The 18,822-nt window shown below is 50.0% G+C and carries 14 protein-coding genes; 8 read left to right on the top strand and 6 right to left on the bottom strand.

Features of this window, described 5'->3' with window-relative positions; genetic code table 11:
• Window positions 1-186: 186 nt before the first annotated feature.
• The 4 genes from OEZ43_09280 (at window position 187) to OEZ43_09265 (ending at window position 5,049) form a co-directional block, all read left to right on the top strand.
• Complete coding sequence (locus OEZ43_09280; GenBank protein MDH5545774.1) at window positions 187-693, top strand: nuclear transport factor 2 family protein; 507 nt, start codon at window positions 187-189, stop codon at window positions 691-693.
• Between the two features lie 98 nt (window positions 694-791).
• Complete coding sequence (gene tdh, locus OEZ43_09275; GenBank protein ID MDH5545773.1) at window positions 792-1,823, top strand: L-threonine 3-dehydrogenase; 1,032 nt, start codon at window positions 792-794, stop codon at window positions 1,821-1,823.
• Window positions 1,820-3,004: a glycine C-acetyltransferase gene (gene kbl, locus OEZ43_09270; GenBank protein MDH5545772.1), complete on the top strand. Its 1,185-nt coding sequence runs from the start codon at window positions 1,820-1,822 to the stop codon at window positions 3,002-3,004. The genes tdh and kbl overlap by 4 nt, the downstream gene beginning before the upstream one ends.
• A gap of 77 nt (window positions 3,005-3,081) precedes the next feature.
• Entirely contained in the window at window positions 3,082-5,049 is a 1,968-nt protein-coding gene (locus OEZ43_09265; protein ID MDH5545771.1) for a CRTAC1 family protein, read from the top strand.
• Between the two features lies 1 nt (window position 5,050).
• Here the strand turns inward: OEZ43_09265 and OEZ43_09260 are convergent, their stop codons facing one another.
• Window positions 5,051-6,538, bottom strand: coding sequence for a cytochrome-c peroxidase (locus OEZ43_09260; GenBank protein MDH5545770.1), 1,488 nt, complete (start codon window positions 6,536-6,538; stop codon window positions 5,051-5,053).
• Here OEZ43_09260 and OEZ43_09255 point away from each other — a divergent pair.
• Window positions 6,537-7,589, top strand: coding sequence for a transglutaminase family protein (locus OEZ43_09255; GenBank protein MDH5545769.1), 1,053 nt, complete (start codon window positions 6,537-6,539; stop codon window positions 7,587-7,589). The two genes, OEZ43_09260 and OEZ43_09255, sit on opposite strands and share 2 nt — an antisense overlap.
• 145 nt (window positions 7,590-7,734) lie before the next feature.
• The gene (locus tag OEZ43_09250) at window positions 7,735-9,450 is read left to right on the top strand and encodes an ATP-binding protein (GenBank protein MDH5545768.1); all 1,716 of its coding nucleotides are present in this window, start codon (window positions 7,735-7,737) and stop codon (window positions 9,448-9,450) included.
• A gap of 30 nt (window positions 9,451-9,480) precedes the next feature.
• Here OEZ43_09250 and OEZ43_09245 read toward each other — a convergent pair whose 3' ends face one another.
• From OEZ43_09245 to OEZ43_09225, 5 genes are all read right to left on the bottom strand, one after another.
• Complete coding sequence (locus OEZ43_09245; protein ID MDH5545767.1) at window positions 9,481-10,746, bottom strand: hypothetical protein; 1,266 nt, start codon at window positions 10,744-10,746, stop codon at window positions 9,481-9,483.
• Window positions 10,743-11,606, bottom strand: coding sequence for an outer membrane lipoprotein-sorting protein (locus tag OEZ43_09240; protein ID MDH5545766.1), 864 nt, complete (start codon window positions 11,604-11,606; stop codon window positions 10,743-10,745). The genes OEZ43_09245 and OEZ43_09240 overlap by 4 nt, the downstream gene beginning before the upstream one ends.
• An 11-nt stretch (window positions 11,607-11,617) precedes the next feature.
• Window positions 11,618-14,197 carry an MMPL family transporter gene (locus OEZ43_09235; GenBank protein MDH5545765.1) on the bottom strand — a complete coding sequence of 860 codons (2,580 nt, stop codon included), beginning with the start codon at window positions 14,195-14,197 and terminating at the stop codon, window positions 11,618-11,620.
• Between the two features lie 124 nt (window positions 14,198-14,321).
• Window positions 14,322-14,948, bottom strand: a complete 627-nt coding sequence (locus OEZ43_09230; GenBank protein MDH5545764.1) for a TetR/AcrR family transcriptional regulator — start codon at window positions 14,946-14,948, stop codon at window positions 14,322-14,324.
• Window positions 14,949-15,045: 97 nt separating this feature from the next.
• Window positions 15,046-15,651: a YigZ family protein gene (locus OEZ43_09225; protein MDH5545763.1), complete on the bottom strand. Its 606-nt coding sequence runs from the start codon at window positions 15,649-15,651 to the stop codon at window positions 15,046-15,048.
• A gap of 165 nt (window positions 15,652-15,816) precedes the next feature.
• On the opposite strand from OEZ43_09225, the gene OEZ43_09220 reads away from it, so the two are divergent.
• Together OEZ43_09220 and OEZ43_09215 are read left to right on the top strand one after the other, a co-directional pair.
• Complete coding sequence (locus OEZ43_09220) at window positions 15,817-17,757, top strand: methyl-accepting chemotaxis protein (GenBank protein MDH5545762.1); 1,941 nt, start codon at window positions 15,817-15,819, stop codon at window positions 17,755-17,757.
• A gap of 213 nt (window positions 17,758-17,970) precedes the next feature.
• On the top strand, window positions 17,971-18,807 hold the full coding sequence (locus OEZ43_09215; GenBank protein ID MDH5545761.1) for a hypothetical protein: 837 nt from the start codon (window positions 17,971-17,973) through the stop codon (window positions 18,805-18,807).
• The last annotated feature ends 15 nt before the right edge of the window (window positions 18,808-18,822 follow it).

Here is an 18,822-nt window from a genome sequence, read left to right as displayed (position 1 = left end):
TAAAAAATGAGATAAGCGATGAACTGCTCAAACGAAGCTCGCGACTCAAAGTGCGTTGAAAAACGTGTTAGCAATCTCATACCAGTTTCACGTAGCGTTGACATGCTTAAACGATCAGCGTTTTGTCGACGGGGAAAGGCGGAGCAATTTAGTTATGTAAGCTCGAAAACTATAAGGGAGTAAAAAATGGGAAAATTGACTTTTTTGATGTTTATTGTATTGGTGTCGCTGTTGAGTGCCTGTCAGCACACAGGCATGTATCGTCCATCATCGTCAAAAGCGGATGAGGCAAAGATCAACCAGGTGATTGCGCACTACCGCGACATGGTCAATCAAAGCAATGTCGATCAACTGGCAAAGCTCTATCGTGCCGAAGCAATACAGATTGCACCGCACGAGTCGGCGGTCATCAGCGCGGCCGATATCTATACAAGGGCACGTGCCCATCATGAGAGATACCGTTATGAATTGCAGTATAGCGAGCCTAGGATACGCATCTCAGGCGATATTGCGTATTTCAGATCCAATTATCGTGAAACCATGATGGAGAGGGATAGCAAAGAGGAGGCCTATACCGAGAGTGGCGTCTGGCTAGTCATCTTTCTGCGACAGGATGATGGAGAATGGCTGATAGACTCTGAGACGTGGAACGATGAAACACCGATGCAGGAACGCTTGAATCTGCTTCAATGAATGTTTATCCAGAAATTATCGTAAAAGAAGTGACTTAACAGAGTTTATGTATTGTCGTACAGTAAGCAAAGTGTATTGCAGCCATATGGAAGTGTCGTATGAAGGCCTTAGTCAAATCGCGGGCGGAGCAGGGCTTGTGGTTGGAAGATGTCCCAGAACCTAAACCTGGTACCAATGAAGTATTGATACGCATTCGTAAAACCGGAATCTGTGGGACGGATTTGCATATCTATAACTGGGATAGCTGGGCGCAAAGGAATATAAAAACACCACGTGTAATCGGGCATGAATTTGTCGGTGATATCGTCGAACTCGGCGAAGGCGTACACGGTTATGCGATTGGCGATCGCGTCACAGGCGAGGGTCATATTACCTGTGGAATTTGCCGGAATTGCCGTGCGGGCAAACGCCATCTGTGTGACCACACCGTGGGCATAGGCGGCGGCAGAGATGGCGCCTTTGCAGAGTACCTGGTGATGCCCGCACGCAATCTATGGCCGGTACACGATGATATATCCGACGATATCGCTGCTATACTCGATCCCTTTGGAAACGCCGTACATACCGCTTTATCGTTTGATGTTATCGGTGAGGACGTATTGATCACCGGCGCGGGGCCGATAGGTATTATGGCGGCGGCAGTCGCGCGTTTCGTAGGCGCTCGTCACGTTTTGCTGTCAGACGTGAATGATTTTCGTCTGATGCTTGCCCACCGCCTTGCCCATATCAATACAGTTAATGTCAGCAAGTCTTCTATCAAAACCGAAATGACCAACCTCGGCATGTCTAATGGTTTTGATGTCGGCATGGAGATGTCCGGCAATCCGCTGGCGTTTAACGACATGATCGCCAATATGTATAACGGCGGTCATATCGCGCTATTAGGTTTTTTGCCGCCGGAAACGGAAATTAACTGGGACCAGGTGATCTTCAAAGGTTTGGTATTGAAGGGCGTATATGGTCGTGAGATGTTTGAAACCTGGTACAAGATGACCCAGTTGATACGCAGTGGTCTCGATATCACTCCCGTGATCACCCATCGCTTTGGCATGCATGAATTCGATGATGGATTTCAGGTAATGCGTAGCGGCGAGTGTGGCAAGGTCATACTGGATTGGACGAGCATATGACATTCCGTGATTCGCGTTTTCAAACAACCTTGACGGAAATTGAGGCCGCCGGTCTTTATAAGCGCGAGCGCGTGATTACTACGCCCCAGGGCGTCAATATCGCCACACAGGTCTCGGGTGAGGTCTTGAATTTTTGCGCCAATAATTATCTCGGTCTCGCCAATCATCCCGATATCATCCAAGTCGCCAGCGATGCCTTACACAGTCATGGCTTCGGCATGGCCTCGGTGCGCTTTATCTGTGGTACGCAGGATTTACACAAGCAGCTGGAGCAGTCGATAGCCGGTTTTCTCGGGACTGAAGATGCCATACTCTATACCTCTTGCTTCGATGCCAATACCGGACTGTTCGAAACCCTACTCGACGAACAGGACGCAATAATCAGCGACGAATTAAACCATGCCTCTATCATCGACGGCATACGTCTATGTAAGGCGGCGCGTTTTCGCTATACCCATAGCGATATGAACGATCTGGAATCAAAATTGAAAGCGGCGCAATCCTATCGTACGCGGTTGATCGCGACAGATGGCGTGTTCAGCATGGATGGTGATATTGCCCGTTTAAACGACATCGTCGCACTGGCCGAAAAATATAAGGCGATGCTGATGGTAGATGACTCCCATGCCACCGGAGTGATAGGTAAAACCGGGCGTGGTTCTGCTGAATATCACAATGTGCTGGATCGTGTTGATATCTACACATCGACTTTGGGCAAGGCCCTGGGTGGCGGCTCGGGTGGGTTTACGGCGAGTCGCAAAGAGATTATCGATTTGCTACGTCAACGTTCGCGACCCTACTTGTTTTCCAATACGCTTACACCGGCGCTGGCAGCAGCAGGAATCAAAGCATTTGAAATATTGTCGACATCGACGAAGCTGCAACAGCGCTTGCGTGACAACACGCAGTATTTCCGTGAGCAAATCACCCGTGCCGGATTTGATATCAAGCCGGGCGAACATCCTATCGTGCCTATCATGCTTTATGACGCCAAACTTGCTCAGGCAATGGCCGCGGCGTTGTTGGAAAAAGGCATATACGTGGTCGGATTCTTTTATCCGGTTGTGCCTCAGGGCAAGGCGCGGATTCGTGTGCAGATTTCGGCGGCGCATACACGGGAACAGCTAGACACAGCGGTCAAAGCCTTTGTCGAAGTGAGAGCGGGTCTTGATGATAATTAATTGATCGGTAAGCTTAGTTTGGCAACATAGCCACTCACTTCCGAGCTGTCTGACCAAGAGTAGTATGCTGTAGCTGTATGAAGTATCTCGCCGCTTTTGTATTCCTCCTGTTTTCTAGTTTGTCATCTGTCATGGCGGCACCACTTGCGCCATTCGTCGAAATCGCCAGGAACGGCTCGGCCAGCTTATCCCAGTCTGCGTTTCTGCCTTCGCGCACACCGCCGTCTGCCGCGCCATTCGACTATCTCGAAGGGCAGGACATCGGTCTGGACCGGGGTTTTATGTACGGCATTCGAGACTATACCGATCCCTTCTGGTTTGGACGTGGCACCACTAGTGGTGATTATGATCGAGACGGTTGGCAGGATATTTTGTTGGCCGGTAACCAGGGCTTTTTTCTATATCACAATACCGGTGGAAAATTTGCGCGTGTATTACTTCCCGCGTCTATTGCAGATCGCCATGAAATATTCGCTATCGCCCTGGTCGACCTCAATCGTGACAACTGGCCAGATATCTTCTACACCACATTTGCCGACGGCAACTTTCTTGTTTTAAATCGTCATGGCGAATTTGATTTTGAGCACATACTCGCCGTGCCCAATCAAAAAGCGCTGTTGACCCTGAGCCCAGCCTTTGCCGATATTGATGGCGACGGTTTCGTCGACGTACTTAATGGCAACGTGGCGCTAGGGGTGGTTAGTGGTTTTCATCACATGAAAGCGGGGCGTAATAACTCCATCGTCTTCAATGGCAATTTGCAGTTTCGTGATGTGTTGATGGAATCTACTTCTGGCGAGACCATGGCGACATTGATTTCCGATATCAATAACGACGGCATCACTGATATCTACTTTGGTAATGACTTTTTTATCCCCGATAAAGTGTTGCTCGGCGATGGGCGTGGTTATAGCGAGGTCAAAGGCAATCGTCTGATTCCATTTACACCGTTTTACTCGATGGGTGCGGACACTGGAGATATCAACAACGATCTGGAATTGGATCTGGTGATGATGGGAACGATGTCCAGTGCGCGCAATGTTGGGAAATCGCTCATAGATAAGGTAAAGCCTGAAGTCTATACACAGTATCGCGGTGGTAAAGATAGCTGCGAAAAAATACGTCACGACGACTATCGGGAAAATTGCTCTGCCGTTCGCGCAAGTGGTTATGTGGAAAAACTGGACCAGCAAAATAATGTCGCCATGAAAGAGTGTCAGGCCATGTCTGGCGCGAAACAGGAGGTATGTTTGACTGAAGTGATGTGGCATCTCATTACCACGACGCCAACAATCGCAAACTGCCAAAACACCTACCACGGTGACAGACGATTGATACGCGTGTGCGAGGCCTTGAAACAACGGGACAGGGAATACGACAGGCGCAACATCTACGGCGCTATTCCGCAGGATGATCGTAATATGTTGTATCGCTTTGATCGGGCAACACAGGCATTTCAAACTGTCGAAGGGTTTCAACACCCGGGTGGCTGGACCTGGAGTACGCGTATCGCAGACCTCGACAACGACGGATGGCAAGATGTGTTCAACGCGGATGGCGCGGTCAGGAAAAGCGGCTATGGCTGGAATGTGCTTATGAAAAATCTCGATGGCAAACGCTTTGAACAAAGACAGTTTAGCGCGGGATTGCAGTCGGACTTTGGTTTGTACTCTTTTGTGCTGGTGGATTTCGATAACGACGGCGATCTGGATATTGTTGGCAATAGCGCCGAGGGCCCGGTTCAGGTCTTTCGAAATAACAACATTGATAAGCACCGCAGTATTGCGATCAGTCTTGATGATAGTCAGGGAAATAGGGCTGGCATTGGTGCAAAAGTCTTTATTCGCTATGAGCAGGGAAAGCAATCGCAAATGCGCGAGATAAAAGCCAGCGGTGGCTATCTGAGTTTTGATGCACCCATGGCCTGGTTTGGATTGGGCCGTCACGACAAGATCGAAGAGATACGCGTTCAGTGGCCAGATAAAAGCCAAACGTTATTCAGCGGCGAGTTTACCACGGGTAATCGTTTTCAGATCAGCCGTTGATCTACTCTAGCCAGGGCGCCATACACACAGGATTCTTTACGCAGGGATCGGTCAGCGATAACAGAAATGCGTGGAGTTGCTCCACTTGTGTTTCATTGTCATCAAACATCTCAACGAGCCCAGGGTTTTTCTTCACTAGCTGCTCAAAATGTTTTTGTACCTCGCGCGTATTTTCCCGTGCATGCCGGTTTATCACATTGGCGTCAAACTGTGTCAGGCGGAAGGGATAGCGGGCGATGGCGCGTATGGGGTTTAGCATATGGCGTATCATTTCGCGTAAGTCTTCATAGGCACCGTTATGTCCATATGGCCTGGTGACTTCGATATTAAGTAGCGTTGGCGTTCGAAAGGCGAACCTATCCTCGTCATTGCCAGTTTGTAGAAATCGCCCATAGTCGTGATCCTCGCGCGCACCGTCTTCCGTTCCTCGCCCAATTTGCGGCACGGCCATCACATAAAAATTCTCGTCGCTGAATAAATCCCCCCGATGACAGCGGGCGCAGCCGACGCCGCCTTGGGCCTTATCACGATAAAACAACAAGGCACCCCGTTTGGCATTTTGTTCTATCGCCTGGAGATTGCCGGCGACATATTTTTTCCACGGTGTATCAACAAAAACCTGGCTTTCCTCGTACGCCGCAATCGCAGCGGAAATGTTTTCGAATACGATAAGTTCAGACGCATTTCTATTGGACTTAAAGGCAATTTGAAAATCCTGTAACCAGTGTTCCTGTTTGTCACGCAGTCGTTTTGCCAACGCCTCACGCACCTCGTTACCGTGGGCGTCGCGCATGAATCGCGCGCGCATCTCGTCTTCCGCCGTAACAGGAAACCCCGCCTGCGCCTGTAATAAACTATCTGCGGGTGAAGCGGGCATGCCCCACATGGTATCCGGCGTACGCATAATGCTATTGTCCTGGCCGTTCATACCCGGAGTGGCACCCAGGCTTTCGATACGACAATCCCAAAACATGCAGCGGTTGTAAAAAACCGTATTAAACGTTGTCTGCGCGTTACGTGGTACGGTAGGCCCTCCATCAAAATCAAAACCCTTAGGCGAATGGCGTCTGCCGGGACCTATGACTGCGGGATCAATGGCGTTTACCCCGATAGAGAGTGAAAGATTGTCACCGCCACCTAACAGTGGGTGGTGGCAGGAGACGCATGCAGTGTCTTCCTGGCCACTTAAGGACATGGAAAAAAATAGGCGCTTACCGAGCTGTGCAAGCGGATCGTTGATTGTTGCTGTTTTCTTTGCGAGTAAGGGTTTACCAGTAAGCGCGTGCCGATCGATGACTTCACGCACATCACGGTCTAGTTTGCTGAGCTCTGCGGATGCCACTATTGGAGCAAGTGTTATGCATAATGCGCAAATTAAGTACTTTTTATAGTCTTGAAATCCTGTATTGATACGAAAAGAATATCCGATGGCGCTCGCGATATTTTGCGCGTAAGATTTTCTTGCCTCGGAAAGACAGGGATATGTCATGAATAGAAGAACCCTTTTACAACTTGCCGCATCATCGGCGTTTCTCACTATAAAACCATGGGCCGCATTTGCCGGCGTCTCGATGCAGCCGGATTGGCGACGCTATGAACTAACTTACGACATCAATCTCTCCGAGCACAAAGGCCCCGGACGTTTGTGGGTGCCGGTTCCTCATAGTGCCGGAAATTATCAGAAAGTGCAGTCCATAAATTGGGAAGGCAACGTCGATGCCGTTCTCTATCAAGATCCGCTTTATCACGCGCCAATAATCGTCGTCAACTGCGAAACACAGACGGCGCGCAAGGTGACAGTTACCTGCGTCGTCGATGTCGCTGTCAAGCGGATATCCAAAGAACGTGAGATGTTGCAAATCATCGACGAACAACACCTGTATTTGCGTCCGACCAAAAGTATGCCAACAGATGGCATCGTGTTGGAAACGTCTAGAGATATCGTCGGTAATCGCCTTGATGTAGACGAGAAGGCGCGGGCGATTTATGAGTGGGTGGTTGACAATACCTTTCGTGACCCAAAAGTGGAAGGCTGTGGCCTGGGCAATATTAAATGGATGCTCGAAACGGGAAACCTCAAAGGCAAGTGCGCAGACATCAATTCACTATTTGTCGGCCTTGCACGCGCCGCGGGTGTTCCCGCACGAGAAGTGTATGGCGTGCGGGTAGATGAATCCGTGCAATTCAAATCCTTGGGTCGTAAGGGCGACATCTCCACCGCGCAACACTGTCGCGCCGAGTATCTCTCGCCGCGCTTTGGCTGGGTACCCGTCGACCCGGCCGACGTGAGAAAAGTGGTATTAGAAGAAGGACTACCGGTGAACCATGCCGCCGTTAAACAATTACGTGAACGCCTATTCGGCAACTGGGAAATGAACTGGGTAGGATTCAACTATGCACGAGATTTTCATTTACCGAATCAGCGGGATGAGCAAGTACCGTTTTTGATGTATCCCTATGCTGAATTCGGCGGCACCAGACTAACCGGTCGTGATCCCGAAGCATTCACATACCTCCTGTCCAGCAAAAGAATCGCCTAATTCATGGAATTTTCCACAAATCCACACAAAAATCATTAAGCGTTTCGAAGGACTTTCCGCTACAGAAGCATATAGTGGGGAAAATTGTGCGCCTTATACGCGTGCTTTTCTAACGAGTCTAATAATTCTGGTAATGCGTTGAATCATGGGTACCAACAATAAAGGGGCCACTCAAAGCTATGAGGCTTTGGCGGAACAGGGGCGACGAATACGTGCGGTGCATGAAATTATTGCCCGCCCTGACCTGACGTTTGATCAACAGATTGATGAGGTGTTGCGTCTGGGGTGTAAGCTGTTCGGCACCGAGGTCGGCAAACTGGGGCGCCAGGATCCACAAAACAATCGCTCGGAATTTCTCAATACCATCGTCATGAGTGATCTCCCCGCACGCCGTGGTGTCGTGCTCCCGCTGGACAAGACGTTTTGCAATGTTACCTTCGCCTCTCCTGATACCATTTGTTTTCACGATGTCGACAACTCGGAATTTCGCGACCACCCGGCGGTGGAATTTCTTGGTATGAAGGTATATATCGGTTGCAGCATCAATGTACACGGTAAAAAGTTTGGTACGGTGAATTTCTCTAACCGAAAGCCACTGGAAAAACCGTTTACGGAAGAAGACAAAGAACTCGTCAGATTGATTGCGAATTGGGTCAGCATCATGATGGAGCGACATCTGGATGCAGAAGAGCTACGTGAGGCAAAAGAAAGTGCCGAACTGGCTAACATCGCTAAAAGTGCGTTTCTTGCCAATACCAGCCACGAAATTCGAACACCGCTGACGGCGATTATCGGCTTTGCCGAAATGGCCTTGGACGACGAGCATAGCGTGGAGCAAATGGCGTCTTCGCTGGAAGTGATACGCAATAGTGGAAAACATCTGCTAAATCTACTCAACGATATTCTGGATTTCTCCAAGATAGAAGCGGGCGAACTGGATATCTCGGAAGAAAACGTTGATGTGATGCAAATGCTCGAAGAAGTTAATGCGATTGTTGGCGGCCAGGCGCAACGCAAAAGATTAGACCTGGGTTTCGAGGCAATATTTCCCATTCCTGCGATTATCCGCAGTGATGCGCTTCGATTGAAGCAAATCCTTATCAACGTCATTAACAATGCCATCAAGTTCACCGACGAAGGTGGGATAAAGGTGTTGGCAAAATATGACAGGGATAAAAAGCAGTTTGATATTGCGGTAAGCGATACGGGCATTGGGCTCACCCAGGAACAACAGGGACGAATATTTCAACCCTTTAAACAGGCGGACTCCAGCACCACGAGAAAATATGGTGGTACCGGACTCGGCTTGTCTTTATCACGACGAATTGCCCATTTGTTGAACGGTGATTTGACTGTGGAAAGCACGCCGGGAAAGGGATCGACTTTTACCTTGTCACTCGGGCTGGGTGAGATACCGGAAATAGACATGCTTCAGTCCAAAAATTCAAAAGGCGAGGCGAATAAAAACAAAACGGATGCAGCACAATTGCCACAATTAAAAGGTAAGGTCTTGCTCGTGGATGATATCGATTTGAATCAGGCCCTGATACAACGTTACCTGGAAAAAATGGGTTTGAGTGTCACGATAGCAGCGAATGGCGCGGAGGCTGTGGAGATAGCGTCAAAATCGAATTTCGATTTGATCCTGATGGACATGCAAATGCCAGTGCTCAGTGGTGTCGATGCGGTAAAACAATTGCGTGGGCGCGGCTACGAACATCCTATTGTTATGTTGACGGCAAACGCCACCTTAGAGGATCGCACGCAGTGTGAAGAAGCGGGTAGCGACGGCTTTCTCACCAAACCTATCGTTAAGGGCGAACTCTATCAGGTCAGCGCCCATTTTGTTCCCCGCGCGTAAACCGGTTTCTCTCATCTGAAATAAATCCGATTAAATCGACAATGAAACGCCAATATTGATGGAGTCAAAATCATCGGCGAGTTTTTGTGGGGAATTGGTGTCTGGAATCTCAAACAGAGTTGCGTTCATCTGTAATTTCCAATAGTCGTTAATCGCGTATTGAACCGCCATCGCCGCGACAATATCACCGTAGTCCAATTGGTAACTACCGAAGCCAACCAGCATCAAAGTGTCGTGTAGAAAATTTTTTGACCAACGCAGGTTGACGCTAGTGCTCAGGGTTTGTACGCCGGGTAGTTGTGCGGTATCCGACAATACATATTGCGCACTTGCTTCAAGCGTGAGCGCGTGAGAATTTCCCGGGTTGTAATCGAATCCTAACGCGCCCTGGAGGACATCGGCTTTTAACGCAGTGCCCGGTGAAAGAGGCAAATCCTTTTTATAGGCACCTTCGCTCTTCCACAGAAAACTACCCCTGGCGATGTTAATACTCCCGGCTAGCATGTGATAAGCCGGGTAGGTGAGGGTGGTAAAGTTTTCCAGAACCGGATTGTCGCTGACCACACGTGCGGCATACAGCGCGACATCGCCAGGGCCGTAATTGTATTTTACGCGTGCGGCCAATTCATACTCATTGTCGACAGTGGATAAACTCGCAGCCGTTCCCGCAGGAAAAAGACTGGTCTGCGGAAACGGATTAAACACGACATTCAGGCGCGTATCCTTGAGATACAAATCGGTGCTAAGCAGGGCTTGTCCGATACGCGCATCTTCCGGCGCGGTAAATGCGTTCTCGGTATAGTCCCAGGGGCTGAGTACATCGACGATGCCGACAGTGTCCATCTCTCCCCAGGTGATCGTTTCAAACCCCAGCTTGGCGCTGAGCGGACCAAGATTGGTTTGCACCGAAAGCTTGTTCAGTTTTAGCTGCGCGTTGACGTCCTGGTCGGCTTCGAGTTGCTGGTCTCCCGGGCCACGTAACACGAGCTTGCCGTCGAGTTCGGTAAACAAACGCTTGCCGAGCAGGCCTTGCCAGATCAGGCGGCTGTCGAAGCGATGGCTGTTAATGTCTAGATCCTTGTTACTGCCCAAGCGAAAAGCAAAATCAAAACGCAGATTGTCCATCGCCTTGGCGACTGGCGTTGGCGTGCTTTCCGTTGGCGTGTCGGCAACAGGTTCTCCCGTCGGCACCTCGAAATCCAGCATCGCGTCCACCGGTTCATCCTGCGCTAATACGAGTTTGCTTCCGAGGAAAAAAGCCAAAACCACGACACCGGATATATTTGTGTAACTCATTTAGTGCTTCTCAGTGTCGACAGACGTTGTTCGCGAAACACGCCATCGGTCAAGGTTCGCTGCGACATCAGCTGGTCTTCGACCGGAATATTCAATGCGATGTTTTCCAGTTTCATGGTGCTGATGCGCTGGCTCTGCACGTTATTCATATTCATCTTGCGCGCTATCCAGATACCGTCTTGTTGCACAAAATCGGTCTGCACCATTTGTTTGATCAGTTGCCCGCGTCTGTCATACATATTGGCCTTGAGCATGAGCAAGCGTTCCTTGTCTATCCACTGTTCCGAGCGCGAGTAATTGCTTTTGCGCGCGTAACTCGCGGTGGGTCTGGACTCGATGACCCAACAGTCGCGTCCCTGGTAGCTTTCTTCTTTCACGATGGTGTAGGTGAAGTCATCGATGTGTCGCTGCTCGGTATCTTCGTAGCTGAACTCAGACCCGAATAAGGTGCCGGTTTTGGGCGCGTCCTCGTCGCCAGACACCACACGCTTAACCTTGCCCAATGCAGACAAATACATCCACTGATCGGAGTCCTTGCCAGCTTCGTCATAGTCGAACTGCAAGAATCCGATGCCCCGCTCTGATGGTGGTTCGAGGATAATCATTACCGACTTTTTGTCTTTACCGCGTTTGCCATAGTCTTTGCTGACGGCCTCAAGCGTTTTTCTGCGCGGTGATTCGACACAGCTAATACGGCGATCTTTGATCGCGTATTTACAGGTAGCAATCGTCTGTCGTGAGAACTGCGATTTTCCGTCGTCCCTATCGTTGGCCTGTTGTACGATGTCGCGCGCGCTCTGGGCATACGTGATCGGACTGATCAGAAAACTCAAAAAAACGATAGATATAAATTTCTTCACTTTATTCTCTCCTATACGGTAGCGCCTGCCGGTGATGCCCCGGTGCGCGTTTGTTTTCCCATGTCGGCATTCATTTTCACTAACAGGGCGGGCAACAGAAACAGTTCCGCCAGCAAGGCTGTAATGATAGTGATCGAGCTCAGTATGCCGAAATTCTTCAGGCCCTGATGATCGAGCCAGGCCATGGCCAGAAAAGACACCGCCAGTATGATGGAGGTAAAGGCGATCGCCTGCCCAACTTCGCGGAAAGCGATCTGTATACCTTTATACACATCACCGTGTTTTTGTACTTCAGCGCGATAATGATTCATAAAGTGTATGGTGTCGTCTACCACGATACCAATCATCAAAGGTGCGACGATAAGCGTGTCGACGTCTAGCGCGATACCGAGATACCCCATCAAACCAAACATCACCACCAGCGGGAAAATGTTAGGATAAATAGCGATCAAGCCCAGCTTGTAAGACGAAAACACAACAAACAGCAACACCGTAATCATCAACAGGGCGAGGCCAAAACCTTTCACCTGGGACCAGCTCAACATATCGAGCAGTTTGGCGTATATCGTCATGCCGCCGGTCAAGGTGATCTTCATGGAAGGATATTGCGCACGCAAGGGTTCGAACAAGGTTTCCAGTTCGGGCTCAATTGCGTTCAGGACTTCGATATAGCGTTTCGACCCAACATTGGCAAAACTCGCGCTGATGTGCGCCAGACGATAATCGTCGGAGACCACCAGACGTCTGTCCGAGGGATTGGCGTTATTAAACAGAAACAATGTTTGATCGAGCACACGCGGATCTTGTGGTATCACATAAAAATCCGAACGCCCTCCATTCAGCGATTTATTGGAATCGCGCACGATATTGACTAAGGAGTTAGTGCGTATCACCTCATCGGGGAAAGCCTGTACCAGGAATTCCTGATAGCCTTGCATGGCGTTCAGGACAACTGGGTCTTTCAAACCGTTTTCTCTGCCCATATCGATCATGACTTCGACGTTTTGGGTACCGCCCATATTGTCATCGACCAGACGGAAATCCTTAACGATGGATACTTCCGGGTCAAACAGACTCATGGGATTTGAGTCGACTTCTATCTTGCTCAGTCCAAAGGCGAATACGACAAGCAACACGGTGAACAAAGCGATATTGAGTCCCGGCCGCGCATGGCTATAGTGTTCGACCCGGCGCAATACACGTTGAATGATGTGGTGACGTGCGGTGTCGATGTCGCCTTCGCTGGCATCGAGTTTTTTATACGGACGCCAGATATCCAGCATCAATGGCAGCATGATTACCGATACGACAAAGGCAAACATCACCCCGACCGCGGCAGAAAAACCAAAAATCTGTATCGCGTCGATGGGCACCATAAACAGCGCCAGCATACCCATCGCGGTGGTGACGCTGGTTAACAAAATCGCGGTGCCCGCATTGCGGTAGGCAGAACGCAAGGCCTGTTCATGCGCCTGACCGTGATTGCGAAAATAGATATAGCCGGAGAGCAGGTGCACTGAGTCCGCGACACCAACCACCAGTACCAGAAATATTGTGATGTTGACCATCATGTTCATACGCAACTCAAACCAGCCGAGTGTGGCTAAGGTTAGCAGCGATGCGGAGCCAATAATCACAACCGGCCATATAACCGAAGACGCGGAGCGAAACAGCACCCACAACATCAGGATAATGAGCAGAACGGAAAAGCCCATCACGTTATTGATCTGTTCGAACATCACGTCCATGACATAGGTGTGCACAACAGCATTCCCAACGGGATGAAACTGCAGGTGCTCACGATACTGTGGTTTATCGAGATAGCTTTCAATGGTGTGAAAAAGTTCGACGTATTGTTTGGGATCGACAAATTCGAACTCGGGATTGGTAGGTAAGTCTGAAGGCGGTTTACTGCTTACTGCGTCAGTAATATCCAGCGCGTCGAGACTGACATCCAGATCATCCAGTGTTAACGGGCTTTCGTCCTGTTGCCCAGCCTGGACTACCGGTTTGCTGCCAAGATCGGTGCGTATCATGATCCCGCCATAGCTGGTGTCTTTCGACACATACAACAGCGGATAGTCGGGATGGGCAAGCGCGGCGCGACGGATCTCTTCCAGGGCTTGCTGATTCGAAGGAATATCTTCACCGATAAACTGACGTGAAATCAGGGCATCGGTTGATGCCTGCAGGTAGCTGGTATTGACGATGGTTTTGACATCGAGCACATGATCCAGCGGTGAGCTTTGTCCTGGCGCCAGCTGTAATCGATAATTGAGCAGCTCTTCCTGTAGCCCACGCACAGCCGTCAATGAGGCCTCAGAAAATACGTCGCCGTCTTTGGGTTTGTAGACGATGTAGATGTCGTCATTGCCACCGAATTGGGCGCGAAACTGATTAAAGGCCACCCGTACCGGGTCATCTTTACTGAAGAAACCCTCGTCTGTGAGGTCGAGTTGGAAGCGCCCGGCGCCTGAGCCATAACCTGCCAACACCAAAATAAAGGCTGTCCAGAATAGCCAGCGCCCACGGCGCACACGATCCGGAATAGTCTCGAAAAAGAGACTGAGGTGGGTGAGCAGATTTTTCATGTTGTGCCTCCGAAAGCGGCGTTAAGTTGTTTAATTCTCAGTAAATCGAATGACCGTTTTATTTAAGTTGCTGTGAAAATCTTATCTTTTTTCTTGAGTAAAACACGAATACGGGAGAAACCTGTTACCCGGCGCCGTCCTTGAGCCGGGTAAGATCGCCCATGATGATTGCACTGAGCGATTGAAAATACTTGTCCAGATCCATATCTGGATCGATGAGTTTCTGAAAGCCGATGCCATTGACCGTGGCAAATAGCACCTGCGCTGTGGCTCTTGGGTCGAGGGCTTTATTGGCATGTCCTTCACGCTGCCAGCTTTCCACCACCTGTTGCAGATGGCCAAGTATGGTCTCGTAATTGCGCTTGCCTGATTCACGCAGCCGTTCGTTGGTAAGCACCTCGGCGTGAAACATGATGTCGGCCTTGAGATAGGTCTCGGCCAGTGGGTCCTTGAGCATCTGGAGATAGCCGCCGAGGTTGAACTCGACCTGCTCGCGCATACTGCCGCCGAGTTTGCGCGTCTGTTCGAATAGCGCGCTGTTCTGCTCTTCGCCCATGCGGCAGACGGCCTCTACGATGTCATCCTTGCTTTCAAAATAATGATAGACGGCCCCCGGACTGAGCTGCGATTTATTGCAGATATCCTTCATCGACGTCTTGTGAAAGCCTTTCTCGGCGAAACAGGCAATCGCGGCCCCGAGTATCTGCTCGCGGCGGGCTTCCAGGTGTTCTTCGGTGACTTTAGGTGCCATATACCAACTTCATTTAAATCGAACGCTCGTTCTATTTGTAGACACTATGGCTTTAGATGTCAAGACGGGATTTTTATAATGGGCCTAGCTGCAAGGGCTAATCGGCATCTTTAAGTCGGATACCACGTTGATTGCATTCAAGTAAAAAGCTGGCCTGATGCGGTTCTTCGATACTGATATGGATCTCCACACCCTCGCCATAGTGTGTTGCCAATACTTCTCCGTTCACGCCGCTAAGAAGGTGGCGAACAAACTGCTCCTGCTGAAAATCCGCGTACAACTGCAATTCCACCCTGGCCCGGTGTTCCTCCAGCGCCAGGCCTGACACTACGGCCTCGGCCGCCGAGCTATATGCCCGCACCAAACCACCTGCACCGAGCTTGATACCACCGAAATAGCGGATCACCACCACCATGATGTCGCCGATGTGTTTGTGCTGGATGACGTTGAGTATGGGTTTGCCGGCGGTACCCCCTGGCTCGCCGTCGTCGTTCATGGCGGCGCTACAGGCGGCGTGAGGGTTGCCCAGGAGATAGGCCCAGCAATGATGACGGGCATCGGGAAAGTCGCGTCGGGCCTGATCGATAAAGGTCTTGGCTTCGGCCTTGTCGCGTACCTTGGCCGCTCGCGCAATAAAGCGGCTTTTCTTGACCTCGATACTGGTTTCGAGAAAGCTCTTGGGTGTGTAGTAAGACGGTTTCATTGGCGTAAGTATAACGCCGGTTGACGTAGAGTTTCTGAATCAAAGCGTACGACGACATATTTGAATTAAAAGGCAAAAGTGGCGAGTAAGACACGGATTAAAATGTATAAAAATGTAGCTGTGGGCCGATACTGTTACTTATTAATCAGTTAGCCGGTTTTTTATATGAAGTCAGGTGTGGTTGGAAAGGTATTGTCCCTCGTGGTCGGTGTCGCATTTGCGATGTTGCTGGTGGTGTTGGTTTCAAACTATTTAGGCAGTCAGAAGACTCGCCAGATTCTCGATGCCGACCGCTCCGCCACCTATAACAAAGTCTTCTGGGAGCAGGTGGAAAAAGATGCGGTATCTTTCGAAAAACTTCTGAGCATATTGACGCGGGACAAGGAAATCGTCGAGGCTTTTGCCGCCGAAGATCGCGATGCCTTGATTGAGGTCGCGGTTCCCAAATTTGAAGAACTCAAAAAGCTTTATGCGGTCACCCATTTCTATTTCATCAAGAGCGATGGCCACTCGCTGCTGAGGGCGCACAATCTAAAAAAATACGGTGATCCGATTAAACATGCGACCTATCAGCATTCGCGAGAGACTGGTGAGGTAGGCAAAGGCATCGAGATGGGAAAGAAATATTTTTCCCTGCGCGTGGTTATGCCGGTGCGCGTTGATGGTGAGGTCATCGGTCACTTCGAACTCGGCGAAGAACTCGACTATCTGGTTAGCGCCTTTCAGCGTGCGACCTCGGCTAATGTGAGTATGTGGATTAGTCGCCCTTATGTTGGCGAGAAAGGCGTCGAGGAGCACTTTCAGGCGACAGGTGACTGGTTCTATGTCATGTCGTCTGACGAAACATCGCACAAACAATTGATGGAGCAGTTCAGTCCAGAAATAAGCGATAGCACTGTATTTGAGGGCAATGCGAATATCGAAGGTGTGGGTTATCACGTCGCCACCTACCCGTTTACCGATGCGCGTAGCCAAACTGCGGGCGTGGTTATGATCACTTCCGACTCAAGTCACCTGAACAGTGTATTCAATTCTCACCTGTTTAGTGTGTTCGTGGTGTCCTTATTGATATTCGCTTTGGCAACCGGTGTTGCTTTCTATATGGTGAAAAACATCTCGCGACCACTACGCAATGTTAACCGTATGTTGGGCGAGATTTCGCAGGGACGTGGCGATTTGACGCGTCGCCTACCTGTCGAATCGAATGACGAATTTGGTGCATTCGCGACCAACTTTAATACGTTTATTGAGCACATCCAGCATCTCGTCAAGTCGGTGAAGGAAACAGTTGTAGATTTGTCTGCTTCTTCCAGCCACCTTTCCGATATAGCTTCTTCCGCAAAGAATAGCGTTGACTTACAACATAGCCAGAGTGCGGCGGTGACACAGGCGATTTCTGATATGAGCCGCATGGCGGGCGAGATCGATCAAAACGCGACATCGACGGCTTCATTTACTCGTGACGCCAACGAACAGGCATGTCAGGGACGTGAAGCGCTATCTGCCAGTATCGAGGCAATCAAGACATTGGCCACCAATATGGAGCACTCGGGACAAGTCATTGAGAACTTGCGTGTCAGCAGTGAAAACATCGGTGCGATGCTAGAGGTCATCAAAGCCATCGCAGAACAAACCAATTTGCTGGCATTGAATGCCGCGATCGAAGCCGCCCGTGCAGGCGAACAAGGTCGTGGCTTCGCCGTTGTTGCCGATGAGGTTAGATCACTGGCGCAACGCACCCAGGAATCCACTCGTGAGATCGAAGAAGTCGTTAGCAATATTCAGTCGGGTACCCAGGAAGCGGTAAACGTGATGTCTGTAAACCTGGAGCATACCCAGGTGACAGCAGGAAAAGCGGCCCATGCAGACGAGGTCCTGGATGCCATTGTTAGCGCTATCAGCCACATCGCGGAAATGACCATGAGCACCGCAAAAGCGGCGGAGATGCAGATCGACTCCACGCGCATACTTGACGACAACGTGAGTAGCTGGAGCAAACATGCAGATAGTGCCGCTAGCGACGCGCTGACAGTCTCTGAGGAAGGCGAGAAGTTGAGCAATATGTCCGGTAAAATCGAACAATTATTAGGACAATTCAAAGTTTGATTCGTGTTATGGCGTACATACACCGAGTACATTCGATACATAAAACACCGTTAGGTCATTGATAGCCCCCAAAATATCAAGTTAATCCATGCGATTCTTGTATCCGTCGACCAAGCACGGTTTGGATTGTAAAAAAATATCTCATGCCGCCGATACTGGTACTTGTAAACAAACCAGCAGGGTCGCTTCGCCGCCTTTAAAAACGGAATTGTCATGAGTGAACCCAATTTTAGTGAATCTCAACTCCAGCAACTCGTAAACACCGCGATTATCCGTCGTATATACGAACAAAACGGCGAGTGGGTGTTTGTGCATATGCCGTCGCTCATCAATGTGTTTGATCTCGGTTGGGATAGCGCCTTCTTCTTTCCCTGGTTTCCCTTTCGCAGTCTTGGCGACCATCTGGGCAGTCATGTTTTTCTGCAATATCGCATGTCTCAATACCTGGCTTCGAGCGGGGCGCGTGAATGGGGTACGTGGCAAGAGAAATATTTTCGATTCAAGCTGCCCTTTCGTACCCACGACAAAACCACGCGTCGCAATGTGGATGATTACAGCCAGTGGCAGAATTTGTCGACACTCGCAAAAGACGGCTATCCTGTCTTTTATACAACTCACACAACCCTGGACAGGCAAGACCTCAGCGATGCCCTGGCGAGTGGAGATTTGCTCGATAGAACGCCGGCGCTAGATGTGCGTGATGTTGTTTATCAACACGAGTTTGTTACGTTCACTGAATCCTCAAGCCATTTTCAGTTACACGGCAAGGCCGAACGCGTGGGCAAAAGCAGTTTGTCCGATGTGATTACGCGCAATTATGAATGGGAGTCGATCGACGATGCCAATACCCGTTTATTGCAAACGCTGGCAGTCTTAGGTGGTGAGGGTTCGTCGTTGTCGCGCGATGTAGAACGTATTCAACAGCAGGGCAGTGTGCAGTGCGAGAAGTTGCCAAAAGAAAAACTGCCTTATTTGATGCACGGCCTGATAGCGAGTGTGGTTCATAAGCATTTGGGTGCCAAGTTATTGTGGTTGCCAGCGGCGAACTGACACACCCATCCGTTT

The sequence above is a fragment of the Gammaproteobacteria bacterium genome, from assembly GCA_029881255.1.
In the GTDB taxonomy this organism is placed as follows: Bacteria; Pseudomonadota; Gammaproteobacteria; order S012-40; family S012-40; genus JAOUMY01.
This window is presented reverse-complemented; position numbering and strand designations above follow the sequence as displayed.